A 19,925-nucleotide genomic window follows, 5' to 3' on the forward strand; every position below is an offset into this window, starting at 1 on the left:
GTGCTGCCGTCTTACAACGGCGCGCGCAAGCTGCCCAACCTCACCGCACTGCTGGCCCTGATGCTGGCGCGCGCGGGTGTGGCCGTGCTGGTGCATGGCATGCCCGACGACCCGGGCCGCGTCACCACCGCCGAGATCTTCAGCCATCTCGGCCTGGCGCCGGCCGAAACCCCCGGCGATCTGCAGCAACGCTGGGCCCGTGGCGAGCCTGCCTACATCCGCACCGGGCATCTGTGCCCGCCGCTGGCGCGATTGCTCGACGTGCGCTGGGTCATCGGCCTGCGCAATCCCGGTCACACCGTGGCCAAGCTGCTCGACCCGGGCGAAGGCCTGCGTGTCGTGAACTACACCCACCCCGAGTACGGGGCCTTGCTGACGCAGTTCCTGCAGGCCACCGCCGCCCACGCGATGCTGCTGCGGGGCACCGAAGGCGAGCCCTTCGCCGACCCGCGCCGCACACCGCGCATGGACGTCTTTCTGTCCGGGCGGCGTCTCAGTGCATGGTCGGTGCCGGCGAAAGACGGGGTGCTGGACAGTATTCCCCCTTTGCCCGCAAGCCGCGATGCGCGTGCCACGGCGGCGTATATCCAAGACGTCCTCGATGGGCGTATGCCCGCACCGGATCCGCTGAGGCAGCAGGTGTGGGCGCTGCAACGGGCGGTGCAGTCGTTTTGTCAACCCGAGGAGTCAGGCCATGCAGCCACACACAGTCCATGAGAAGCCGACAGTCTTTCTGGTGGGGGCGGGTCCGGGCGACCCGGAGTTGCTCACGATCAAAGCGGTCAAGGCGATCGCACAGGCCACGGTGTTGTTGGTCGATGACTTGGTGGGCCGGGGTGTGCTGGCATACGCTCAACCCGGAGCGCGCCAGATTTATGTCGGCAAGCGTGGCGGATGTGCGTCCACGCCGCAGCACTTCATCGAGCAGCTGATGATCCGTGAGGCGCGCCGCGGAGAGCGCGTCGTTCGCCTCAAGGGAGGCGATCCGTTTATCTTCGGCCGCGGCGGCGAGGAGGCGGAGCGCTTGCGTGCTGCAGGGCTGGAGGTCGAGGTCGTCAGTGGCATCACGGCGGGCTTGGCTGCGACGACCAGCCTTGGCGTGCCCTGGACGCATCGCGCCCATGCGCACGGTGTGGTGTTGGTCACGGGACATGCGCACCCAGGCAGTTCGGGGCCGGATTGGCGTTCGTTGGCGAAAACCTGCGTGTCAGCCCGCTTGACGTTGGTGATTTACATGGGAGTGGCGTTGGCGCGCTGCTTACAAGAGGAGCTGTTGGCCGGGGGCTTGCCCGCCGACACACCGGTTGGCGTGATACAACACGCCTCGTTGCCCCAGCAGCGCCACGTCGTGACCACACTCGACGCCCTGGCCCTGGCGATCGAGCGCGAGTGCCTGGGCAGCCCGGCCGTGATCATTGTGGGCGACGTGTTGCGTGGCTTGCCGACCGCCCAATCCTGCCTATCCGAGAAAGGCCAAGCCCTGGCATAGCACGCTTGCGCAAAAAAAGAACCCCGACCTAAAGGGCCGGGGTTGCAAGCCTTATGCTGTCACACACAAAGGCACCCGCTCAGGGAGGAAAAGCGGGGAGCCGCAAACGGCTCGAGCCAAACTTTACCACAAACTGACGAGCTGGGTGTTCGGAAAGTCGTAAAAAAGTGACAGCGCCTCTCAGGTCTCGTCGTTTTGAGCAGTTTTGCCGTTTCTGGGCTGCAGGTCGAAGCGTAGCAACCGGCACTCGATCGGCCCGTTGAACAGCGGCACGCGCCGGCTGGCCTGCAGGCGCAGCCGGCGTGGCAGTTCGCGGTCGGGCGTGAGCACCCAGGCGGTCCAGCCGCCGAAGTGGGTCTTCCAGTGCGCGGCCAGCCGCTCGTAGAAGACGTCCGCTCCCAAGCCGCCGACCACGCCGGCGGCTTCGATGCGTTCTCCATACGGGGGATTGAGCAACAGCACGCCAGGCCGCGGGCTAGGGGGCAGGCGTTGCAGGGCGTCGCCGCCGCGAAATTCGACAGCCGCACCGACCCCCGCGCGCTCGGCGTTGCGGCGAGCGAAATCGACCATGCGAAACGAGACGTCGCTGCCGTAGGCGACTGGTGGCGCATCCTTCGGCCACTGGCGCTCGCCCGAGCGGGCCTGCTCGCGCACCGCAGCCCAGCGCGCGGGGTCGTGGGGCAGCAACCGCTCGAACGCGAAGTGCCGCTGCCGGCCAGGAGCGAGGCCCAAGGCGATCTGGGCCGCTTCGATCACCAGCGTGCCGCTGCCGCAGCAGGGGTCGAACAGCGGCACCGGCGCGCCGTCGGCGTCGATGCCGGTCCAGCCGGTGGCGGCGATCATCGCGGCCGCCAGCGTCTCTTTCAGCGGCGCGTCGCCCTTGTCGATGCGCCAGCCGCGTTTGAACAATGGCTCGCCGCTGGTGTCGAGCGACAGCGTCAACGTGTCGGCGCTCAGGTGGGCATACACGCGCACATCGGGTTGGGCCGTGTCGACGCTGGGGCGCGCGCCGCGGCGTGCGCGCAGGCGATCGCAGACGGCATCCTTGATGCGCAGCCCTGCAAAGTGCAGGCTGCGCAGCGGGCTGCGCTGGGCCGTGACCTCCACCTTGAGCGTATGCCGTGGCGTGAACCAGTCTTCCCAGGCGATTTCGGCAGCCGCAGCGTAGAGGTCGTCTTCGCTGCGGTACGGGCCCTCCCATAGGCGCAGCAGCACGCGCTGGGCGATGCGGCTGTGCAGGTTCAGGCGCAGCACGGTATCCCAGTCGCCGCGCAGGCCGACACCCGCGCGGCCCAGGGTCAAGGCGTGGTCGGGCACGGCGCACAGGCGCTGCACTTCGGTGGCCAAAAACGGGGGACAGCCGCCCGCGCAGGGCAGAAAGAGGTCGACGGTGGACATGGTCAGGCGTTGAGGGTCTTGCGCAGGGTGGCCGTGGGGATGCGCAGCGCCTCGCGGTATTTGGCGACGGTGCGGCGCGCGCACTCGATGCCCTGTTCGCGCAGCAAGTCGGCGATCTGGCCGTCGCTGAGCGGCTGGCGGGGATCTTCGGCGGCGATGAGTTGTTTGATGAGGGCGCGCACGGCGGTGCTGGAGGCGTTGCCGCCGGCGTCCGTGGCCAAGCTGGAGCCAAAAAAATACTTCAGCTCGTAAGTGCCGAAAGGGGTGGCCATGTACTTGGCGTTGGTGACGCGGCTGATGGTCGATTCGTGCAGGCCCAGCTCGTCGGCGATGTCACGCAGCACCAGTGGTCGCATACCGACCTCCCCGTGCAGAAAAAAGTTGCGCTGTCGCAGGGCGATGGCGCGCGCCACGCGTAGGATGGTGTCGAAGCGCTGCTGCAGGTTTTTGATGAACCAGCGCGCTTCTTGCAACCGTTGTTGCAGATCGCCACTGCGGTGCTGGCGCAGGGCCTGGGCATAGATATCGGTCACGCGCAGGCGCGGCAGCACCGCGGGGTTGAGTTGGACGTCGAACTGCGTGCCGCGCACGGTGACGATCACATCGGGGACGATCACTTGCCGTTCGGCGTCGGCGAAGCGGCGCCCGGGCTTGGGTTCAAGGCGCGACAGCAGCGCAAGCGCCGCGCGCACGGTTTCCTCGTCCAGCCCGGTTGCCTGGCCCAGCCGCCGCACGTCGCGGCGCGCGATCCACTCCAGCGGCTGCCCGCACAGCGCGTCGGCCGCGCGGGCCGTGGGGGTGTTGGGCAGTTCGCCGATTTGCAAGCGTAGGCACTCGGCCAGGTCGCGCGCGCCCACGCCCGCGGGCTCCATGTGCTGCAGCCAGCCGAGGGCGCGGCGCAGCAGCGAGGCGATCTCGTCGCGCCGCTCGGCATCGACCGACTCGCCGGCGGCCTGGCACTGCTGGCACAAAGCGTCCGTCAGCTGCTCGAGCGAATCGGGCAAATAGCCGTCGTCGTCGAGCGACTCGATCAAAAAAAACAGCGCGGCGCGTTCGTCGTCGCTGAGGTGCAGTGCCAGGGCTTGCCGGTGCAGGTGGTCGGCCAGCCGCTCGGGCGGATGGGCCAGTTGACGGGTGAGCTGCCGCTCGTCGTCGTCGCCGTCTGCGCCGCGCTCGACGCCGGGACCTTCCCAAGACCACTCCGCCGGTGACTCGTCGGCAGTGGGCCCATCGTCGGCCGCCCAGCCCCCAGCGTCTTCGTCCAGGCGAGCCCCCCACTCGGTCTGCGCCAGCGCCGCCTCGCCGTCGAAGACGGCCATGGTATCGGGCGGCTCTGCATCGTCGATCTCGGGGGGCGACGTCGCCGTGTCCGTCACCGCCTCGGGGCTGGGGTTGGTGTCTTCTTCCGCACGTTCGAGAAAAGGGTTGTCGGCCAGCGCCTGTTCGATCTCCTGCGCCAGCTCCAGCGTCGACAGCTGCAGCAGCCGGATCGATTGCTGCAGTTGCGGTGTCAGGTTCAGGTGCTGCGCGGTGCGCAGCGTCAGGCCCGCTTTCATGGCACGCTACAGGCGGAAATGCTCGCCGAGGTAGACGCGGCGTACCTCGGCGTCATCCACGATGTCGGCGGGCGTGCCGTGTGCGAGCACCCGACCCTCGCTGATGATGTAGGCGTGGTCGCAGATGCCCAGCGTCTCGCGCACATTGTGGTCGGTGATCAGCACCCCGATGCCGCGTGCCTTAAGAAACCCGATGATGCGCTGGATCTCGATGACGGCGATCGGATCGACACCCGCGAACGGCTCATCGAGCAGGATGAAGCGCGGGTTGGTGGCCAGCGCGCGCGCGATCTCGACGCGGCGCCGCTCGCCGCCCGACAGCGCGGGCGCCGGCGCATCGCGTAGGTGGTCGACGTGCAGCTCTTGCAGCAGGCGATCGAGTCGCTCGCGCAGCACCGGTTCGGCCAGGGGACGGCCGGCTTCGTCGTGTTGCAGCTCCAGCACCGCGCGCACGTTTTGCTCGACTGTGAGTTTGCGAAAGATCGACGCCTCCTGCGGCAGATAGCCCAGCCCCAGGCGCGCGCGCCGGTGGATGGGCAAGTTTTCTGCCGCTTGGTCGTCGATCCACAGCCGCCCGGCATCGGCACGCACCAGGCCGACGATCATGTAAAACGACGTGGTTTTGCCCGCCCCGTTGGGGCCCAGCAATCCCACCACCTCGCCCCCGCGCACCTGCAGCGACACATCGTGCACCACGGTGCGGCGGCCGTAGCGCTTGTGCAGCCCTTGCGCGCGCAGGCAGCGCGCGTTTGGCGCCGATTCGCTCACGGGCGGCGCTCCAGGCGGTCGCTGGGGGCCAGCGCCGGGGGGGGCAGGTCCGGCGCGGGCTGCGTGGCGGCCGGGTCGGCCTTGGACGGGGTGAGCAGCGCCCGCACTCGAGCGCCTGCGCTGGCACCCGCGCGATCGCCATCGACCGAGAAGGTCTGCGCCCGATTGTCATAGACGATGACGGCGCCGCTCGCCCGGTCGGTCAGCACCGTGCCACGGTAGCGGCGCAGCTCGGCCTGGCCGCGCAACGTCACCCGATCGGCCTGCCCATCGTAGTCGATGCGCTCGGCCTCGCCCTCGATGTACTCGTCGAGCCCGTCGCGCTTTTGTCGATAAAACGCACGCTGTGTTGCGTCACCGGTGACGGTGCCGAACTGGTTGCCCTGCGGATCCTGTCGCACCTCCAGCCGCTGGCCGCGAATGCGGATCGTGCCTTTGGTCACGACCACGCGTCCGGTGAACACGCTGGTCTGCCGGGCTTCGTCGTAGCGCAGGGCGTCGGCTTCGACGTTCATCGGCGCGTCGCGATCGGCACGTTCGGCGTGGGCCAGCACGGGCAGGCCCATGACGGCGGCGGTGAACAAAGCGGCGGTCAACCGCAGGGGTCGAATGGCAGCGGGCACGGATTTTGCTCCTTGCGGTGCGCCGATTGTGCCACGATTGCCCGCGCCCGCCACCCCGGGGGGCCAAGTGGCGTCAGGCCTGTCGCACGCGCGCGATCAGGGCGTCGGCCACCACCAGCGTGCGCGCCGCCTGCCCGGGGACGAGGAAGCGCCCGGCGATCCCCAGCGACGGCGTGGCGTCGACCTCGTAGGCGTCTTGCAGCTGCAGCGCGCGCTTGACCTTGCCGCTGACGCCAAACGACTGATACGTCTGCGTAAAGGTCTGACGATCCAGCCCCTGCTTGGCGGCCCAGGCCGCGACCGCGTCGAGCGAGTTGAAACGCTCGCGCTCCTCGTGCACGGCCTTGAAGGCTTTTTCGTGCAGGTCGCCCAGGCGGCCCATGGCCTCCAGCGTGTAATACAGCCGCTGCATGGGCTCGAACGCCGCGTTGAACCCGACAGGCACGCGCCGCACCACGACTTCCTTGGGCAGCTTGCGCATCCACTCGGTCATCAGCGGCTCGAAGCGGTAACAGTGGATGCAGCTGTAGGCGAAGAATTCGAGCACCTCGACCTGGCCGGGGCCGGTGTCCACCGGTGCCGGTTTGGACAGGCGGCGATAGTCCGTGCCCTCGCGCAGGTTGGCCTGTGCCAACGCGGCGGGCAGGTTGGCCTGTGCCAACGCGGCGGGCAGGGTAGTGGTGGCGGCTAGGCCGACGAGGCAAGCGTGAAACTGACGGCGGTGCATGGTGAGTGGCCCGTAGGGTGACGAACGAAAGTGACGACCAACGACTCCGATGCGGCGTGGGGTGCGCAGGTTCCCAACGGAGGTCAGCGCTGCACGCGCACGAGCGCCGTTTCGATCTGCTGGCCGCGCAGGCGTTCTTGCATCAGCTCGGCGTCGACCTTGTTGTCGAACGGCCCCAGCCGCACGCGGTACACGCGTTGCCCGGCCTGCTCGCGTTCGCTGACCTTGGCGCTAAACCCCTGCAGCGCCAGCCGCGCGCGTTGGGCTTCGGCCTCTTCGGCCTGGCGAAACGCGCCCACTTGCACGTAGTACTGGAACGGGTCGGCTGCGGCGGGCTGGTTCTCGCTGCCTGGGCTGGCGGGGGCGGTGGGCGTGGCACGCTGGCGGATCAGCTCGGCGATGGGGTCGCCTGCCGGGGCTTTGCCCTCCCCGGCAGGTGCGGGCGCGCTCGCGGCGGTGTCGGGTGCGGCCGCGGGTGCCTCGGCCGCGGGGGCAGCGGCAGGGGGTGCCGTGCGCGACAGCCCGGCGTTCGGGTTCCAATGGCGCAGCCGCTCGGCTTCGGTCTCGGGCTGCATCGGTTTGCGCTGCACCCCGCGATCCACCAGCGGGATAGGCACTTTGGTGACGTACACCGCCACGGCCAGCGCCGCACCGATGCCGACCAGCAGCCCCAGCACGAAGCCAAGTAACGTGCCCCCAGACTGCGGGGCTGCGGCGAGAGAACGAGATCGGATACGGGTCGTCGCCATGGATGGGCACTCCGAAAGACGCACGCCGCTCACATCGAGGTCGGCGCGCTCACGCCGAGCACGCGCAGCCCGCTGCGCAGCACCTGGGCGGTGGCGGCCACCAGCGCCAGCCGCGCCAGCCGCACCGCTTCATCGTCGACCAGGATACGCTCCGCATCGTAATAGCTGTGATAGGCCGACGCCAGCTCACGCAGGTAGAACGTGACGTCGTGCGGCGCGAAATCGGCAGCCGCCGCGCGCAGCACGTCCGGGAAGCGAGCCAGTTGCAGCATCAGCGCCTGCGCGGCCGGGGTATCGAGCGGCGTTAGATCGGCGTCGCGCAGCCGCGCCGGGTCGCCGCCCCATTGCGCCAGCACCGAGCAGATGCGCGCGTGCGCGTACTGCACGTAGTACACGGGGTTGTCGTTGTTTTGCTGGATCGCCAGATCCACATCGAAGGTGTACTCGGTGTCGGGCTTGCGCGACAGCAAAAAGAACCGCACCGCGTCCTTGCTCGTCCACTCGATCAGGTCGCGCAGCGTGACGTAGCTGCCCGCGCGCTTGGAGATCTTGACCTCTTGCCCGCCGCGCACCACGCGCACCATGGTGTGCAGCACGTAGTCGGGGTAGCCCTTCGGGATACCCAACCCCACCGCCTGCAGTCCGGCGCGCACGCGCGCGATGGTGCCGTGGTGGTCCGTGCCCTGGATGTTGATGACCTTGGTAAAGCCGCGTTCCCACTTGGTGATGTGGTAGGCCACGTCCGGCACGAAGTAGGTGTAGGTGCCGTCGGACTTGCGCATCACGCGGTCTTTGTCGTCGCCGTACTCGGTCGTGCGCAGCCACAGCGCGCCGTCTTTTTCGTAGGTTTTGCCGGCGTCGATCAGGCGTTGCACGGTTTGGGCGACGCGCCCCGAGCTGTACAGGCTCGACTCGAGGTAGAACTGGTCGAAGCGCACGTCGAATGCGCGCAGGTCCAAGTCCTGCTCGCGGCGCAAATAAGCCACGGCAAACTGGCGGATGCCGTCCAGGTCTTCGACGTCGCCGCTGGCGGTCACGGTGCGGTCATCGGCTTCGACGGTTTTGCGCGCCAGAAAGTCGTCCGCGATGTCCTGGATGTAGTCACCGTTGTAGGCCGCTTCCGGCCAGCCCGCATCGCCGGGTTTGAGGCCGCGCGCGCGCAGCTGCACCGAGCGCGCCAGTGTCTCGATCTGCACGCCGGCGTCGTTGTAGTAGAACTCGCGGTGCACCTGCCAACCCTGGGTCTCGAACAGGTTGCAGATCGCGTCGCCCAGCGCGGCCTGGCGGCCGTGGCCGACGTGCAGGGGGCCGGTCGGGTTGGCGCTGACGAATTCGACCAGCACGCGCTGCCCGTGGGGCGGCTGGTGGCCGTAGCGGTCGCCCGCCTCGAGCACCTCACGCACCACTTGCTGTTTGGCAGCGGGTCGCAGCCGCAGGTTGATGAAGCCTGGGCCCGCGATCTCGAGTGCCGCCACCCAGCGCTGAAAAGCGGGCTGCGCCTGCAGGCGATCGACCAGCGTTTGCGCGATCGCGCGCGGGTTTTGACCCAGGGGTTTGGCCAGTTGCAGCGCGGCCGTGATGGCCAGATCGCCGTGGGCGGCTGCTTTGGGCTGTTCGAAGGCGGCGCGGTCGGCGGCGCCGGCGTGCAGCGCCTCCAGCTCGGCGGCCAGTGCGCCGAGCAGCTCGGTCTTGACGGTTTGCATGGGGCCAAATTGTAGGCGGCGGTGCGGGCGGTGGCCTCGGGGTCAGCGCCGCGCCCCGCGCTGCGCCGCCAGCACGCACAGCAGGTCGCACGCGACGTGCGCCGCCGCCAGCGCGGTGATGTCGGCATGGTCGTAGGGCGGCGAGACCTCGACCACGTCCATGCCGATCAGGTGCAGCGGCACCAGCCCGCGTACGATGTGCAGCGCCTGCGCGCTGCTCAAGCCGCCCGCGACCGGCGTGCCGGTGCCGGGCGCGTGCGCCGGATCCAGGCAGTCGATGTCGAATGTCAGGTACGTCGGGCGATCCCCGACGATGCGCAGCACCTGCTGCAGCGCCCAGTCGGCACCGCGCGCGTGCACCGTGGGCGCATCGAGCACGTGCACGCCCATGAAGTCGTCGTTCCAGGTACGAATGCCGACCTGAACCGAGTGCGCGGGGTCGATCAGGCCCTCGCGCACGGCCGTGAAAAACATCGTGCCGTGGTGGAGCGACTCGGGGCTGTCGTCCGGCCAGGTGTCGCAGTGCGCGTCAAAGTGGATGAGCGCCAGCGGTGCACCGAACCGCTCGGCGTGCGCTTGCAGCAGCGGGTAGGTGATGTAATGGTCACCGCCAAAGGTGAGCATGCGCGCGCCGCTGGCCAGGATGCGGCGCGCATGGTCGCGGATCGCGCCTGGTATCGTGAGCGGGTTGTGGGGGTCGAGCCAGCAGTCGCCAGCGTCCACCACTGCCAATGTCTCGAAGGGGTCGAACCCCCAGGGAAACGGCTTGAGTTCGGCCAGCTGCACGCTGGCGGCGCGGATGGCGGCGGGCCCCAGGCGTGCGCCAGGCCGATAGGTGGTGGCGATGTCCAGCGGCACGCCGCTGACGACGACGTCTGCGCCCGTCAGGTCGCGCGTGTACGTGCGGCGCAGAAAGCTCAGCACGCCGGCGTAGGTCATCTCGGGCCAGCTGCCGTGCAGCGTGGGGCGGCGCATGGCACCATCGCCAGCGGGCGGGGCCTCGGGGATCGGTTGACTCATGGCGCGATGGTGGCAGGGCCGACCGGTGGTGACGCGTGATGTCGTCAGGTGGGCGACGGCGTCCAGGCGTGTGCGCGCAGGTCGTCCAGTGACACGAAGGCCAGCGCCCGCTCATGGCAGCTCTCCAGGATCACCGGCGGTGCCACGCCGGCGTCTAGCGCCTCTTTCCAGCGCAGCGCGCACAGGCACCAGCGGTCTCCCGGTTTGAGGCCAGGGAAGCGCCACTCGGGCCTCGGCGTGACGAGGTCGTTGCCGCGCTGTAGCGAAAACGCCAGGAACTCCGCGGTCACCTTGGCGCAGATGACGTGAGAGCCGACGTCGTGGGCGGCGGTGTGGCAGCAGCCGTCTCGGAAATAGCCGGTCAGCGGGTCGTAGGAGCAGGCGCGCAGGGGCCCTCCCAGCACATTGCGAGCGGTCGGTTCCATGGTCGGTGCGTCGTCGATGAGACAAGCCTGCACTGTAGCGCGGTGGCATCAACCTTGTGTCTCATGGGGCGCGGGCAGTGGCAGCAGCGCCACGCGCGCCGCGTCACGGATTGCACGGGTGAGCCGCTGCGCGGTGGGGGGCTCGCGCTCCCAGTGCTGCCAGTAAAGCGCCACGTCCACCACCGCGTCGGGGATGACCTCCTCCAGCGGGGGTTTACCCGTGCGTTGGGCCAAGTGCAGTTCGGGCACCATGCCCCAGCCCAGGCCCAGCTCGATGGCGCGCTCGAAGGCGTCCACCGCTGGCGTGAAGTGGCGGGGGTAGCGTGCCTGCCGCAGCCCGAAGTGGCGCTCCAGCCACACGTCCTGCAGCGCGTCTTTGCGGTTGAAGATGACGGCGGGCAGCGCCAGCAGCCGGTGCGGCGTCAACCGCCCTTGCGGCGTGCGGGCGCGCGCGACCACCGCCGGTGCGGCAACACAGCGGTAGCGCATGATGCCCAGCGGCTCGGCGACGCAGCCGCGCATGGGATCGGCGCGTGTGGTCACGCAGCCGATGACGGTGCCGTTTTTGAGCAGCTCGTGCGTGTGGTCCTGGTCGTCGATGGTCAGATCGAGCAACAGACGCTGGCGCGCCAGTAGATCGGCCACGCCGGGCAGGAACCACGCGGCTGCCGAGTCGGCGTTGATCGCCACCGGCACGCTTTGCCAGCGCTGGTCGTCGCTGCCGCGCAGCCGCTCCAGCAAGTCGGCCTCCATCAGCTGCACCTGCTTGACGTGCGCCAGCAACGCCTGGCCAGCCGGGGTGGCGCGCACTTGTTTGCCGCGCACCACCAACCGCTGGCCCAGCTGCGTCTCCAGCGCGCGCACGCGCAGCGACACCGCCGCCACCGTCAGGGCCAGGGCCTTGGCCGCTGCGGAAAAACTGCCGTGTTCGACCACGGCGGATAGGGCTTGCAGTTGGCGAGCGTCGAGCATGACGCTGATTTTAAGAAAAACTTGATGAATCGAAAATAAGGTCAAAATGCTTTAACGAACGCGGCTGCCGGCGCACACTGGCATCCCAGCAGATCCATGTAACCCTGTCGTTTCCAAGGGAGATCCTCGATGTCTGTGCTTGCCGCCCCCAGCTTCACCGCCGGCCTGGTGATGAGCCTGTCGCTCATCATGGCCATCGGCCCGCAAAATGCGCATGTCATCCGTACCGGCTTGCAGCGGCGCCACCTGTGGCTGACCGTGGCCACGTGCGCGGTGGCCGACATCGTGCTCATCGCCGTGGGCGTGGCCGGTCTGGCGCAGTTGGGCGGCTTGTCGGACAAGCTGCACGGCGCGTTGATCGGGGCCGGGATCTTGTTCCTGCTCGTCTATGGTTACCAAGCGGCGCGGCGCTTCTGGTATGGGCCGGCGGCACCCCAGGTGCCCGCCATCGGTACGCCGGCCGCGCAGCCGACCAGTGCGCTGCAGGCCGTTGGGGCCGCGCTGGCCTTTTCCTGGCTCAACCCGCACGCCTGGCTGGACACGGCCGTCCTCATCGGTACCGCGTCGTTGGCGTGGGGCGCGCAGCAGCCCATCTTCGGCCTGGGGGCAGCGACCGGCTCGGTGGTGTGGTTCTTGCTGTTGGGCGGCGCGGCGTTTTGGCTCGGGCGGCGGCTGAATTCGCTCAAGGTCTGGCGCGCACTCGACGGCCTGGTGGCCCTGATGATGTGGGGCACGGCAGCGGCCCTGTTCATCAGCCTGTTCGAATGATGGAATCTGAGGAGGAGACGACCCATGTCCACGATGACCCTGCGCGCGCCCCAGCGCCGCGCGCCCGACGCACCGATCACGATCTTCGGCCCGGATTTTCCCTTCGCCTATGACGAATGGCTCACTCACCCCGCCGGTTTGGGCCGCGTCCCGGTTAGCCGTTACGGCACCGAGGTGGCCATCGTCGGCGCCGGCATGGCGGGGCTGACCGCGGCGTATGAGCTGATGAAGCTGGGCCTCAAGCCCGTGGTGTACGAGGCCTCGCGCATGGGCGGGCGGTTGCGCTCACAGCCCTTCGAAGGCGGGCAGGGCGCGATTGCCGAGCTGGGCGGCATGCGTTTTCCGCTGTCCTCCACGGGTTTTTACCACTACGTCCATCTGTTGGGGTTGGGCAGCCGGCCGTTCCCCAACCCGTTGACGCCCGCGGCCAACTGCACCGTCATCGATCTGGAGGGCCAAACCCACTGGGCGCGCACGCTGCAGGATCTGCCACCGCTGTTCCAGGAGGTGGCGCAAGCCTGGGCCGACGCGCTGGAGGAGGGCGCGGGTTTTACCGCGCTGCAAACCGCCATGCGCGAGCGTGACGTGGAGCGGGTCAAGGCGCTGTGGGATGCGCTGGTGCCGCGCTGGGACGACCGCACGTTCTACGACTTCGTCGCGCAATCGAGTGCATTTCGTCGCTTGAGCTTTCACCACCGCGAGGTGTTTGGGCAGGTGGGCTTTGGCACTGGGGGGTGGGATTCGGACTTTCCCAACTCCATGCTCGAAATCCTGCGCGTCGTGCTCACCGGTTGCGACGAAAACCAACACTACATCGTCGGCGGTGTGCAACAGGTGCCCATGGGCCTTTGGCAGCACGCGCCGGCGCGCATCGAGCACTGGCCGCAGGGCACCACGCTGGCCCGCCTGCACCACGGGGCACCGCGCCCGGGAGTGCGCGCCATCCAGCGTGGGGGCAACGGCCAGCTGGAAGTGACCGACACCTGGGGCACGACGCGCCGCTACGAAGCGGTGTTGGTCACGTGCCAGAGCTGGCTGCTCACGACGCAGATCGCGTGCGAGGAATCGCTGTTTTCGCACAAACTCTGGATGGCGCTCGACCGCACGCGCTACATGCAGTCGTCCAAGACCTTCGTGATGGTCGATCGCCCGTTTTGGAACGACCTGCGCGCCAACGGCTGGCCCGTGATGGGCATGACGCTCACCGACCGCCTCACGCGCGGCACCTATCTGTTCGACAACGGGCCCGATAAGCCCGGCGTCATCTGCTTGTCGTATGCGTGGATGAGCGACGCGCTCAAGATGCTGCCCTACGACAGCACGAAGCGCGTGCAACTCGCGCTCGACGCGCTGCGCAAAATCTACCCCGACGTCGACATCGCCAGCCATATCATCGGTGACCCGATCACCATTTCGTGGGAAGCCGACCCCTACTTTTTGGGCGCCTTCAAAGGGGCGCTACCCGGCCACTACCGCTACAACCACCGGATGTACGGGCATTTCATGCAGGACGCGCTGCCCGAGCGCGAGCGCGGTATTTTCTTGGCGGGCGACGACATTTCCTTCACGCCGGCGTGGGTGGAAGGCGCGGTGCAAACGGCCCTCAACGCGGTGTGGGGCATCGTGCGTCACCTGGGTGGTGCCAGCCATCCGGACAACCCTGGCCCCGGGGATTGGTATCCGCACATCGGGCCCGTGGCGCTGCCGGATTGACACCGTGCACGGAGGGAATCTGCCGGACACAGGTTGCGCTACGCTTGCAGACATGGACGCACGGATGCAAACGGAGAACGACCGCGCGTGGCCAGCGCAATCGCTGCGCATTGCCCTCTGGCAAACGCCCCACCCTGCGCCTGGGGACACCGGCCGCGCACTGGCGTGCCTGGATGTCGCAGCAGCACAAGCCGCGCAACAGGGGGCGCACTGGTTGGTCACGCCCGAAATGTTGCTGACGGGCTACTTGATCGATCCCGCGCAGTTGGCTGCGCTGGCGCAACCGGCTGACGGCCTCTGGGCGCAGGCGGTCGCGGCCATCGCACAGCGCCATCGCCTGGGCATCGTCTATGGCTGGCCCGAGTCGCACCCCGCGGGCGCTCGACCCTACAACGCAGCGCAAGCCATCGGCCCCGACGGGCGGCGGCTGGGGGTGCACCGCAAAGTGCACCTTTTCGGCGCGGCAGACGCCGAGCGCTTCTCGCCGGGCGAGGAAGTGGGTACCCCGTTTGACTGGGAAGGCTGGCGCATCGGCCTGTTGATCTGCTACGACGTCGAGCAGCGTGCCACCGTTCGCGCCCTAGCGGCTCAGGGGGCGCGCGTGATTTTGGTGCCCACGGCCAACATGCTGCCCTACGACGACGCGCCGCTGCTGACCGTGCCCCGGCTGGCGGCCGAGCACCATGTTGCCATCGCCTATGCCAACGCCTGTGGCGCGGAGGGCCGCACCCACTACGGCGGCTTGAGCACACTGGCCGGGCCGCGGGGCGAGGTGCGGGCCCGGGCGGGAAGGGGGGAGGCGTTGTTGGTGGCCGAGGTGTTGCGTTGAGGCGACGCCTCCCCTGCTCACCCCCAAAACCCCTCCCGCCCGTAGTGCTCCTTGAGGAAATCGATCCACGCGCGAACCCGCCGAGGCAGGTGGCGCGCGCTGGGGTAAACCGCGTAGATGCCGTTGGGCGGGGCGGCGTAGTCGTCCAGCACGCTGACCAACCGGCCGGCGTCGATGTCGGCCTGCACTTCCCAGGTGCTGCGCCAGGCCAGCCCTAGGCCAGCGATGCACCATTCGTAGAGCACTTGGCCGTCGGTGCAGTCCAGTGGGCCGCGGGGGCGGATGTGGATGACCTTGCGCCGCCCGTCGGCTTCCGTCATGGTAAACGCCCAGCCGCGCGTTTGCGAAGCGTCCGAGGACAGCACCAGGCAGTCGTGCTGTAGCACGTCGTGCGGCGTGCGCGGGATCCCGTGCCGACGGAGGTAGCTGGGTGCGGCCACCACGAGACGCCGGTTGTCGGCCAAACGGGTGCTGATGAGCGTGGAGTCGGGCAGGTCACCCACGCGCACGGCGCAGTCGTAGCCTTCGGCCACCAAATCGACCAGGCGGTCGCTCAGGTTGAGCGAAACGGTGACCTCCGGGTGGCGCGCGCGAAAGAGCGGCACCAGCGGCGCCACACGCTGGCGCCCAAACCCTGCAGGGGCGGTGATGCGCAAGTGGCCGCGCACGGTTTGGCCGCCGGCGCTGACGTTGGCCTCGGCCTGCGCGAGCTCGGCGAGCAGGCGCTGACAATCCTCCAAAAAGGCGCTGCCTTCCGGCGTCAGGGTCAGCCGCCGCGTGGTGCGCACCAGCAGCTTGACGCCCAAATGCTCCTCTAGTGCGTCCAGCCGCCGACCGATGATGGCGGGCACCACGCCCTCGGCACGCGCGGCGGCGGCGAGGCTGCCGCGCTGCGCCACCGAGACGAAGGTTTCCATGGCCTTGACGCGGTCCATGGCGCTGATTATTCAACAAAAAGTCATGGCTGACGAGGGCGGCATGGGCTCGATTTCGCCCCGGCAATGCCCTACAGTTGCAGCATCCGTATCTGCCCCGACACGTCCCTTCCGGGCGCGCCGGGTGAAGTATTGACACCATGGAGAGCAACCGAATGACGACTTCTCGTATCCCCGTGGGCCGCTTGCAGGTGGCCGAAGTGCTGTATCGCTTCATCGAAGACCAAGTGCTGCCCGGCACCGGCATCGACAGCGCGCGCTTTTGGCAAGGGTTCGACGCCATCGTGGCCGATCTGGCCCCCAAGAACCGCGCCTTGCTGGCCGAGCGCGACCGCCTGCAGGCCGAGCTGGACAAGTGGCACAGCGCGCACCCCGGACCCATCCAAAACCCGCAGGCGTACCGCCAGTTTCTGGAGACGATCGGCTACCTGGTGCCGCCGCCCGGCGACGTGCGCGTGACCACGGCCAACGTCGACGCGGAGCTGGCCACGCAGGCTGGTCCGCAGCTGGTGGTGCCGATTCTGAACGCGCGCTATGCGCTCAACGCCGCCAATGCGCGCTGGGGCAGCCTGTATGACGCGCTCTACGGCACCGACGTCATCCCCGAAGACGACGGTCGCGCCAAAGGGCCGGGTTACAACGAAAAACGCGGTGCCGAGGTGATTGCCTACGCGCGCCGTGTGCTGGACGAGGCCGCGCCGCTGGCGCAGGGGTCGCACGCCGATTCGGTGGCCTACACCGTCGACGGCGGTGCGCTGCGTGTGCGCCTGCGCGACGGCAGCGTCACTGGCTTGCGCGAGCCGACCCATTTCGTGGGCTACCAGGGCGCGGGCGAGGCGCCGTCGTCGGTGCTGTTGCGCCACCATGGGCTGCACCTGGACATTCGCATCGACCGTCAACACCCCATCGGGGCGACCGACCCTGCCGGCGTGTGCGACGTGGTGCTGGAAGCGGCGTTGTCCACCATCCTGGATCTGGAAGATTCGGTGGCGGCGGTCGATGCCGAAGACAAGGTGCTGGGCTACCGCAACTGGCTGGGCATTTTGCAGGGTTGGTTGACGGAAAGCTTCGACAAGGGCGGCCGCATGCTCACGCGCGGTCTGAACCCGGACCGCCGCTACCGCACGCCGGACGGCCAAGGTGAACTGGTGCTCCCCGGGCGTTCGCTGCTGTTCGTGCGCAACGTGGGGCACCTGATGACCAACCCGGCCATCCTGTACACCGACGCGGACGGCCAGGTGCGCGAGATCCCGGAAGGCATCATGGACGCCGTGGTGACCACCACCATCGCGCTGCACGACCTGCAAGGGCACGGGCGCTTGCCCAGCGGTGAGGCGATCCGCAACAGCCGCGCGGGCAGCATCTACATCGTCAAGCCCAAGATGCACGGGCCGCGCGAGGTGGCGTTCGCCAACGAGCTGTTCGCGCGCGTAGAGCAGTTGCTGGGCCTGCCGGACAGCACGGTCAAACTTGGCATCATGGACGAGGAGCGCCGCACCAGCGTCAACCTCAAGGCGTGCATCGCCGCGGCCAGCAGCCGTGTGGCGTTCATCAACACCGGCTTTTTGGACCGCACGGGCGACGAGATCCATACCGCGATGCTCGCCGGCCCCATGATCCGCAAGAACGACATGAAGACCAGCGCCTGGATTGCCGCCTACGAGCGCAACAACGTGCTGGTGGGCCTGAAGTGCGGCTTGCGCGGGCGCGCCCAGATCGGCAAGGGCATGTGGGCCATGCCCGACCTGATGAAGGCGATGCTGGAGCAAAAAATCGCCCATCCCAAGGCCGGTGCCAACACCGCCTGGGTGCCCAGCCCGACGGCGGCCACGTTGCACGCGCTGCACTACCACCAGGTCGATGTCGCCGCCATCCAGCAAGCGCTGGAACAAATCGACGCTGATGCCGAGCGCGACACCCTGCTGGCCGGGCTGCTGACCGTGCCCGTCAGCCCCAACCCGCACTGGAGCGAGGCCGACAAGCAGCAGGAGCTGGACAACAACATCCAGGGCATCCTGGGCTACGTGGTGCGCTGGGTGGACCAAGGGGTGGGGTGTTCCAAGGTGCCCGACATCAACGACGTCGGCCTGATGGAAGACCGCGCCACGCTGCGTATCAGCAGCCAGCACGTGGCCAACTGGCTACACCACGGTGTCGTCACACCCGAGCAGGTGCGCGCGACCTTCGAGCGCATGGCGGCGAAAGTGGACCAGCAAAACGCGGGTGACCCAAACTACCGCCCCATGGCGCCGCACTTCGAGCAGAGCATGGCGTTCCAGGCTGCGCTGGATCTGGTCTTCAAGGGCAAGGAGCAACCCAACGGCTACACCGAGCCGCTGCTGCACGCTTGGCGTCTGAAGGTCAAAGCGGCGCGCGCGGGGGCCTGAGGACTCCCGTCAGCGGCCGACGGCCCGGCGAAATTGGGCGCGCAGGTGCCATCCGTCGGGCTGACGATCCCGCTGCAGCACGATGCCGCCGTCGGTGTGCGCGAGCTGCTGCGCCAACAGCCACACCACGCCGTCCTCTCGAGCGGCATCGGCCGTGTCGGCATCGCTGGACGCGACCGACAGCTCGAGCCAACCCGAGAGGCCGCCGAGCGCAGCGCCAGCGCCGACCACGCTGTCCACGGCCCGCGGCTCGACGCGCCAATCCAGGCGGTTGCCGTGCTGCAGCCCCCACTCCAGCAGCGTCTGCACTAGGCTGTAGGCCAGCGTGGGATCGATCAGCAGCTCCACCGGGTGCAGTTGCCGGACCACCGTCACGCCAGCCAGTGCCAGCTCGTCGCGCCGTTCGTGCAACACCGATTCGACGATCTGCGCGAGGTCGATCTTTTCGTGCGTCTGGCGCACCTGGCCGCTGTGCAGCCGCACGATTTGCTGCGCCTGGATGCTGCAGCGCTTCAGGCGCAATGCCGGCTGTGCCAGGATGTGGTACTCCGCCTCGCTGAGGCGACCGCGCTGCACCAGCAGCGCCAGCCCGCGCAGCAGATGATCGACCGAATCGACGGCCTGGGTGGTGACCGCCACAGCCAGATCTGGCCAGTGGGGTGCCAGGCGCCAGTCGGCTGGCTCGACGCGGCTAGGCGTCGGCGAAGGCGGGGGCAGGGTGGTGGACAACACGGGCAATGATCGGGGCGTGCAGAGCAAAGGGGCAAAAGACAAGCCAAAGCAGTGTAGCCCAGGCGCCAACCCGTCACAATAACGGTCATGAACGCATCCGACACCTCCTGCTATCCACCCGCTCCGTACCCGCTGTCGCGCCCGCGCCGTCTGCGCCGGGACGTGTTTACCCGCAACCTGGTGCGGGAGCACCACCTGACCGTACACGACCTGATCTACCCCGTGTTCGTGCTCGACGGCCGGGGCCGCCGCGAACCGGTGGCGTCCATGCCCGGGGTGGAGCGCCTGAGCCTGGACCAGTTGCTGCCGGTGGCCGAGGAGTGCGTGGAGCTGGGCATTCCCGTTATGGCGCTGTTTCCGGTCATCGACCCCGCGCTCAAAACCCCGGACGGGCGCGAGGCCTGGAACCCCGACGGGCTGATTCCGCGCGTGGTCGCCGAGCTCAAGGCGCGCGTGCCCAACCTGGGCGTCATGACCGACGTGGCGCTCGACCCCTACACCAGCCACGGTCAAGACGGCCTGCTGGACGACAGCGGCTACATCGTCAACGACGCCACCGTCGAGGTGCTGGTCAAGCAGGCGCTGGTGCAGGCGGCCGCCGGCGTGGACATCGTGGCACCCAGTGACATGATGGACGGGCGCGTGGGCGCCATCCGCCAGGCGCTGGAGGCGCGCGGGTACGTGCACACGCGCATCATGGCCTACAGCGCCAAATACGCCAGCGCCTTCTACGGCCCGTTTCGCGACGCCGTGGGCAGCGCCGCCAACTTGGGCAAGGCCGACAAAAAGGTCTACCAGATGGACCCGGCCAACACCGACGAGGCCCTGCGCGAAGTGGCGCTCGACCTCGCCGAAGGCGCCGACATGGTCATGGTCAAGCCCGGCATGCCCTACCTGGACGTGGTGCGGCGGGTGAAGGAGGCGTTCAAGGTGCCCACCTTCGCCTACCAGGTCAGCGGTGAGTACGCGATGATCAAGGCGGCAGCCGCCAACGGCTGGCTCGACCACGACGCGGTGATGATGGAGGCGCTGCTGGCGTTCAAGCGCGCGGGTGCCGACGGGGTGCTGACCTACTTCGCGCGCGATGCCGCGCGCCTGCTGCGTGCCCAGGCGCGGCGTTGATGTACCGAT

At 68.4% G+C, this 19,925-nt stretch carries 19 protein-coding genes; 7 read left to right on the top strand and 12 right to left on the bottom strand.

The window, feature by feature from the left end; all coding sequences use genetic code 11:
* Together ybiB and cobA are read left to right on the top strand one after the other, a co-directional pair.
* Nucleotides 1-717, top strand: a 717-nt coding sequence (gene ybiB, locus Q0716_RS04400; protein WP_299020088.1) for a DNA-binding protein YbiB, incomplete at its 5' end; no start/stop codon positions are given.
* Nucleotides 695-1,489 carry a uroporphyrinogen-III C-methyltransferase gene (cobA, locus tag Q0716_RS04405; protein ID WP_299020090.1) on the top strand — a complete coding sequence of 265 codons (795 nt, stop codon included), beginning with the start codon at nt 695-697 and terminating at the stop codon, nt 1,487-1,489. The genes ybiB and cobA, both read left to right, overlap by 23 nt.
* Before the next feature lie 180 nt (nt 1,490-1,669).
* Here cobA and Q0716_RS04410 read toward each other — a convergent pair whose 3' ends face one another.
* From Q0716_RS04410 to argP, 10 genes are all read right to left on the bottom strand, one after another.
* A complete protein-coding gene (locus Q0716_RS04410) occupies nt 1,670-2,887 on the bottom strand; it encodes a THUMP domain-containing protein (protein ID WP_299020094.1) in 1,218 nt (405 codons plus the stop codon).
* Between the two features lie 2 nt (nt 2,888-2,889).
* The gene (gene rpoN, locus Q0716_RS04415; RefSeq protein WP_299020096.1) at nt 2,890-4,443 is read right to left on the bottom strand and encodes an RNA polymerase factor sigma-54; all 1,554 of its coding nucleotides are present in this window, start codon (nt 4,441-4,443) and stop codon (nt 2,890-2,892) included.
* A 6-nt stretch (nt 4,444-4,449) separates the two neighbouring features.
* Nucleotides 4,450-5,211 (bottom strand): LPS export ABC transporter ATP-binding protein, encoded by a 762-nt coding sequence (gene lptB, locus Q0716_RS04420; RefSeq protein ID WP_299020098.1) that lies wholly within the window; start codon nt 5,209-5,211, stop codon nt 4,450-4,452.
* A complete protein-coding gene (gene lptA, locus Q0716_RS04425; protein WP_366139714.1) occupies nt 5,208-5,834 on the bottom strand; it encodes a lipopolysaccharide transport periplasmic protein LptA in 627 nt (208 codons plus the stop codon). The genes lptB and lptA overlap by 4 nt, the downstream gene beginning before the upstream one ends.
* 73 nt (nt 5,835-5,907) lie before the next feature.
* Nucleotides 5,908-6,561: a thiol:disulfide interchange protein DsbA/DsbL gene (locus Q0716_RS04430; protein WP_299020100.1), complete on the bottom strand. Its 654-nt coding sequence runs from the start codon at nt 6,559-6,561 to the stop codon at nt 5,908-5,910.
* A gap of 83 nt (nt 6,562-6,644) precedes the next feature.
* Entirely contained in the window at nt 6,645-7,310 is a 666-nt protein-coding gene (locus tag Q0716_RS04435) for an SPOR domain-containing protein (protein WP_299020102.1), read from the bottom strand.
* 29 nt (nt 7,311-7,339) lie between these two features.
* Entirely contained in the window at nt 7,340-9,013 is a 1,674-nt protein-coding gene (gene argS, locus Q0716_RS04440; RefSeq protein WP_299020105.1) for an arginine--tRNA ligase, read from the bottom strand.
* Nucleotides 9,014-9,055: 42 nt separating this feature from the next.
* Complete coding sequence (gene speB, locus Q0716_RS04445) at nt 9,056-10,033, bottom strand: agmatinase (protein ID WP_299020107.1); 978 nt, start codon at nt 10,031-10,033, stop codon at nt 9,056-9,058.
* 44 nt (nt 10,034-10,077) lie between these two features.
* Nucleotides 10,078-10,458: a DUF2237 domain-containing protein gene (locus Q0716_RS04450; RefSeq protein WP_299020109.1), complete on the bottom strand. Its 381-nt coding sequence runs from the start codon at nt 10,456-10,458 to the stop codon at nt 10,078-10,080.
* A 48-nt stretch (nt 10,459-10,506) separates the two neighbouring features.
* Entirely contained in the window at nt 10,507-11,430 is a 924-nt protein-coding gene (gene argP, locus Q0716_RS04455) for an HTH-type transcriptional regulator ArgP (RefSeq protein WP_299020111.1), read from the bottom strand.
* Between the two features lie 129 nt (nt 11,431-11,559).
* Between argP and Q0716_RS04460 the strand changes: the two genes are divergently transcribed.
* The 3 genes from Q0716_RS04460 to Q0716_RS04470 all read left to right on the top strand — a co-directional run bounded on the left by Q0716_RS04460 (nt 11,560) and on the right by Q0716_RS04470 (nt 14,740).
* On the top strand, nt 11,560-12,198 hold the full coding sequence (locus Q0716_RS04460; RefSeq protein WP_299020113.1) for a LysE family transporter: 639 nt from the start codon (nt 11,560-11,562) through the stop codon (nt 12,196-12,198).
* A 24-nt stretch (nt 12,199-12,222) separates the two neighbouring features.
* Nucleotides 12,223-13,911, top strand: coding sequence for an NAD(P)/FAD-dependent oxidoreductase (locus Q0716_RS04465; RefSeq protein WP_299020115.1), 1,689 nt, complete (start codon nt 12,223-12,225; stop codon nt 13,909-13,911).
* A 64-nt stretch (nt 13,912-13,975) separates the two neighbouring features.
* Nucleotides 13,976-14,740, top strand: coding sequence for a nitrilase-related carbon-nitrogen hydrolase (locus Q0716_RS04470; protein ID WP_299020117.1), 765 nt, complete (start codon nt 13,976-13,978; stop codon nt 14,738-14,740).
* A gap of 17 nt (nt 14,741-14,757) precedes the next feature.
* Here Q0716_RS04470 and Q0716_RS04475 read toward each other — a convergent pair whose 3' ends face one another.
* A complete protein-coding gene (locus Q0716_RS04475) occupies nt 14,758-15,675 on the bottom strand; it encodes a LysR family transcriptional regulator (protein WP_299020119.1) in 918 nt (305 codons plus the stop codon).
* A gap of 155 nt (nt 15,676-15,830) precedes the next feature.
* On the opposite strand from Q0716_RS04475, the gene Q0716_RS04480 reads away from it, so the two are divergent.
* Nucleotides 15,831-18,062: a malate synthase G gene (locus Q0716_RS04480; protein WP_299020121.1), complete on the top strand. Its 2,232-nt coding sequence runs from the start codon at nt 15,831-15,833 to the stop codon at nt 18,060-18,062.
* 9 nt (nt 18,063-18,071) lie between these two features.
* On the opposite strand, the gene Q0716_RS04485 is transcribed toward Q0716_RS04480, so the two are convergent.
* Complete coding sequence (locus Q0716_RS04485) at nt 18,072-18,794, bottom strand: hypothetical protein (protein ID WP_299020123.1); 723 nt, start codon at nt 18,792-18,794, stop codon at nt 18,072-18,074.
* 87 nt (nt 18,795-18,881) lie between these two features.
* On the opposite strand from Q0716_RS04485, the gene hemB reads away from it, so the two are divergent.
* Complete coding sequence (gene hemB, locus Q0716_RS04490; RefSeq protein WP_299020125.1) at nt 18,882-19,916, top strand: porphobilinogen synthase; 1,035 nt, start codon at nt 18,882-18,884, stop codon at nt 19,914-19,916.
* The last annotated feature ends 9 nt before the right edge of the window (nt 19,917-19,925 follow it).

It is taken from the genome of uncultured Tepidimonas sp., assembly GCF_938045175.1.
In the GTDB taxonomy this organism is placed as follows: domain Bacteria; phylum Pseudomonadota; class Gammaproteobacteria; order Burkholderiales; family Burkholderiaceae_C; genus Tepidimonas.

Bases quoted from the DNA above. Each gene is read 5' to 3' on its own strand.
- cobA (WP_299020090.1), top strand. From the start codon at position 695: ATGCAGCCACACACAGTCCATGAGAAGCCGACAGTCTTTCTGGTGGGG.
- Q0716_RS04410 (WP_299020094.1), bottom strand. From the start codon at position 2,887: ATGTCCACCGTCGACCTCTTTCTGCCCTGCGCGGGCGGCTGTCCCCCG.
- rpoN (WP_299020096.1), bottom strand. From the start codon at position 4,443: ATGAAAGCGGGCCTGACGCTGCGCACCGCGCAGCACCTGAACCTGACA.
- Q0716_RS04430 (WP_299020100.1), bottom strand. From the start codon at position 6,561: ATGCACCGCCGTCAGTTTCACGCTTGCCTCGTCGGCCTAGCCGCCACC.
- Q0716_RS04435 (WP_299020102.1), bottom strand. From the start codon at position 7,310: ATGGCGACGACCCGTATCCGATCTCGTTCTCTCGCCGCAGCCCCGCAG.
- argS (WP_299020105.1), bottom strand. From the start codon at position 9,013: ATGCAAACCGTCAAGACCGAGCTGCTCGGCGCACTGGCCGCCGAGCTG.
- speB (WP_299020107.1), bottom strand. From the start codon at position 10,033: ATGAGTCAACCGATCCCCGAGGCCCCGCCCGCTGGCGATGGTGCCATG.
- Q0716_RS04450 (WP_299020109.1), bottom strand. From the start codon at position 10,458: ATGGAACCGACCGCTCGCAATGTGCTGGGAGGGCCCCTGCGCGCCTGC.
- argP (WP_299020111.1), bottom strand. From the start codon at position 11,430: ATGCTCGACGCTCGCCAACTGCAAGCCCTATCCGCCGTGGTCGAACAC.
- Q0716_RS04460 (WP_299020113.1), top strand. From the start codon at position 11,560: ATGTCTGTGCTTGCCGCCCCCAGCTTCACCGCCGGCCTGGTGATGAGC.
- Q0716_RS04465 (WP_299020115.1), top strand. From the start codon at position 12,223: ATGTCCACGATGACCCTGCGCGCGCCCCAGCGCCGCGCGCCCGACGCA.
- Q0716_RS04470 (WP_299020117.1), top strand. From the start codon at position 13,976: ATGCAAACGGAGAACGACCGCGCGTGGCCAGCGCAATCGCTGCGCATT.
- Q0716_RS04475 (WP_299020119.1), bottom strand. From the start codon at position 15,675: ATGGACCGCGTCAAGGCCATGGAAACCTTCGTCTCGGTGGCGCAGCGC.
- Q0716_RS04480 (WP_299020121.1), top strand. From the start codon at position 15,831: ATGACGACTTCTCGTATCCCCGTGGGCCGCTTGCAGGTGGCCGAAGTG.
- hemB (WP_299020125.1), top strand. From the start codon at position 18,882: ATGAACGCATCCGACACCTCCTGCTATCCACCCGCTCCGTACCCGCTG.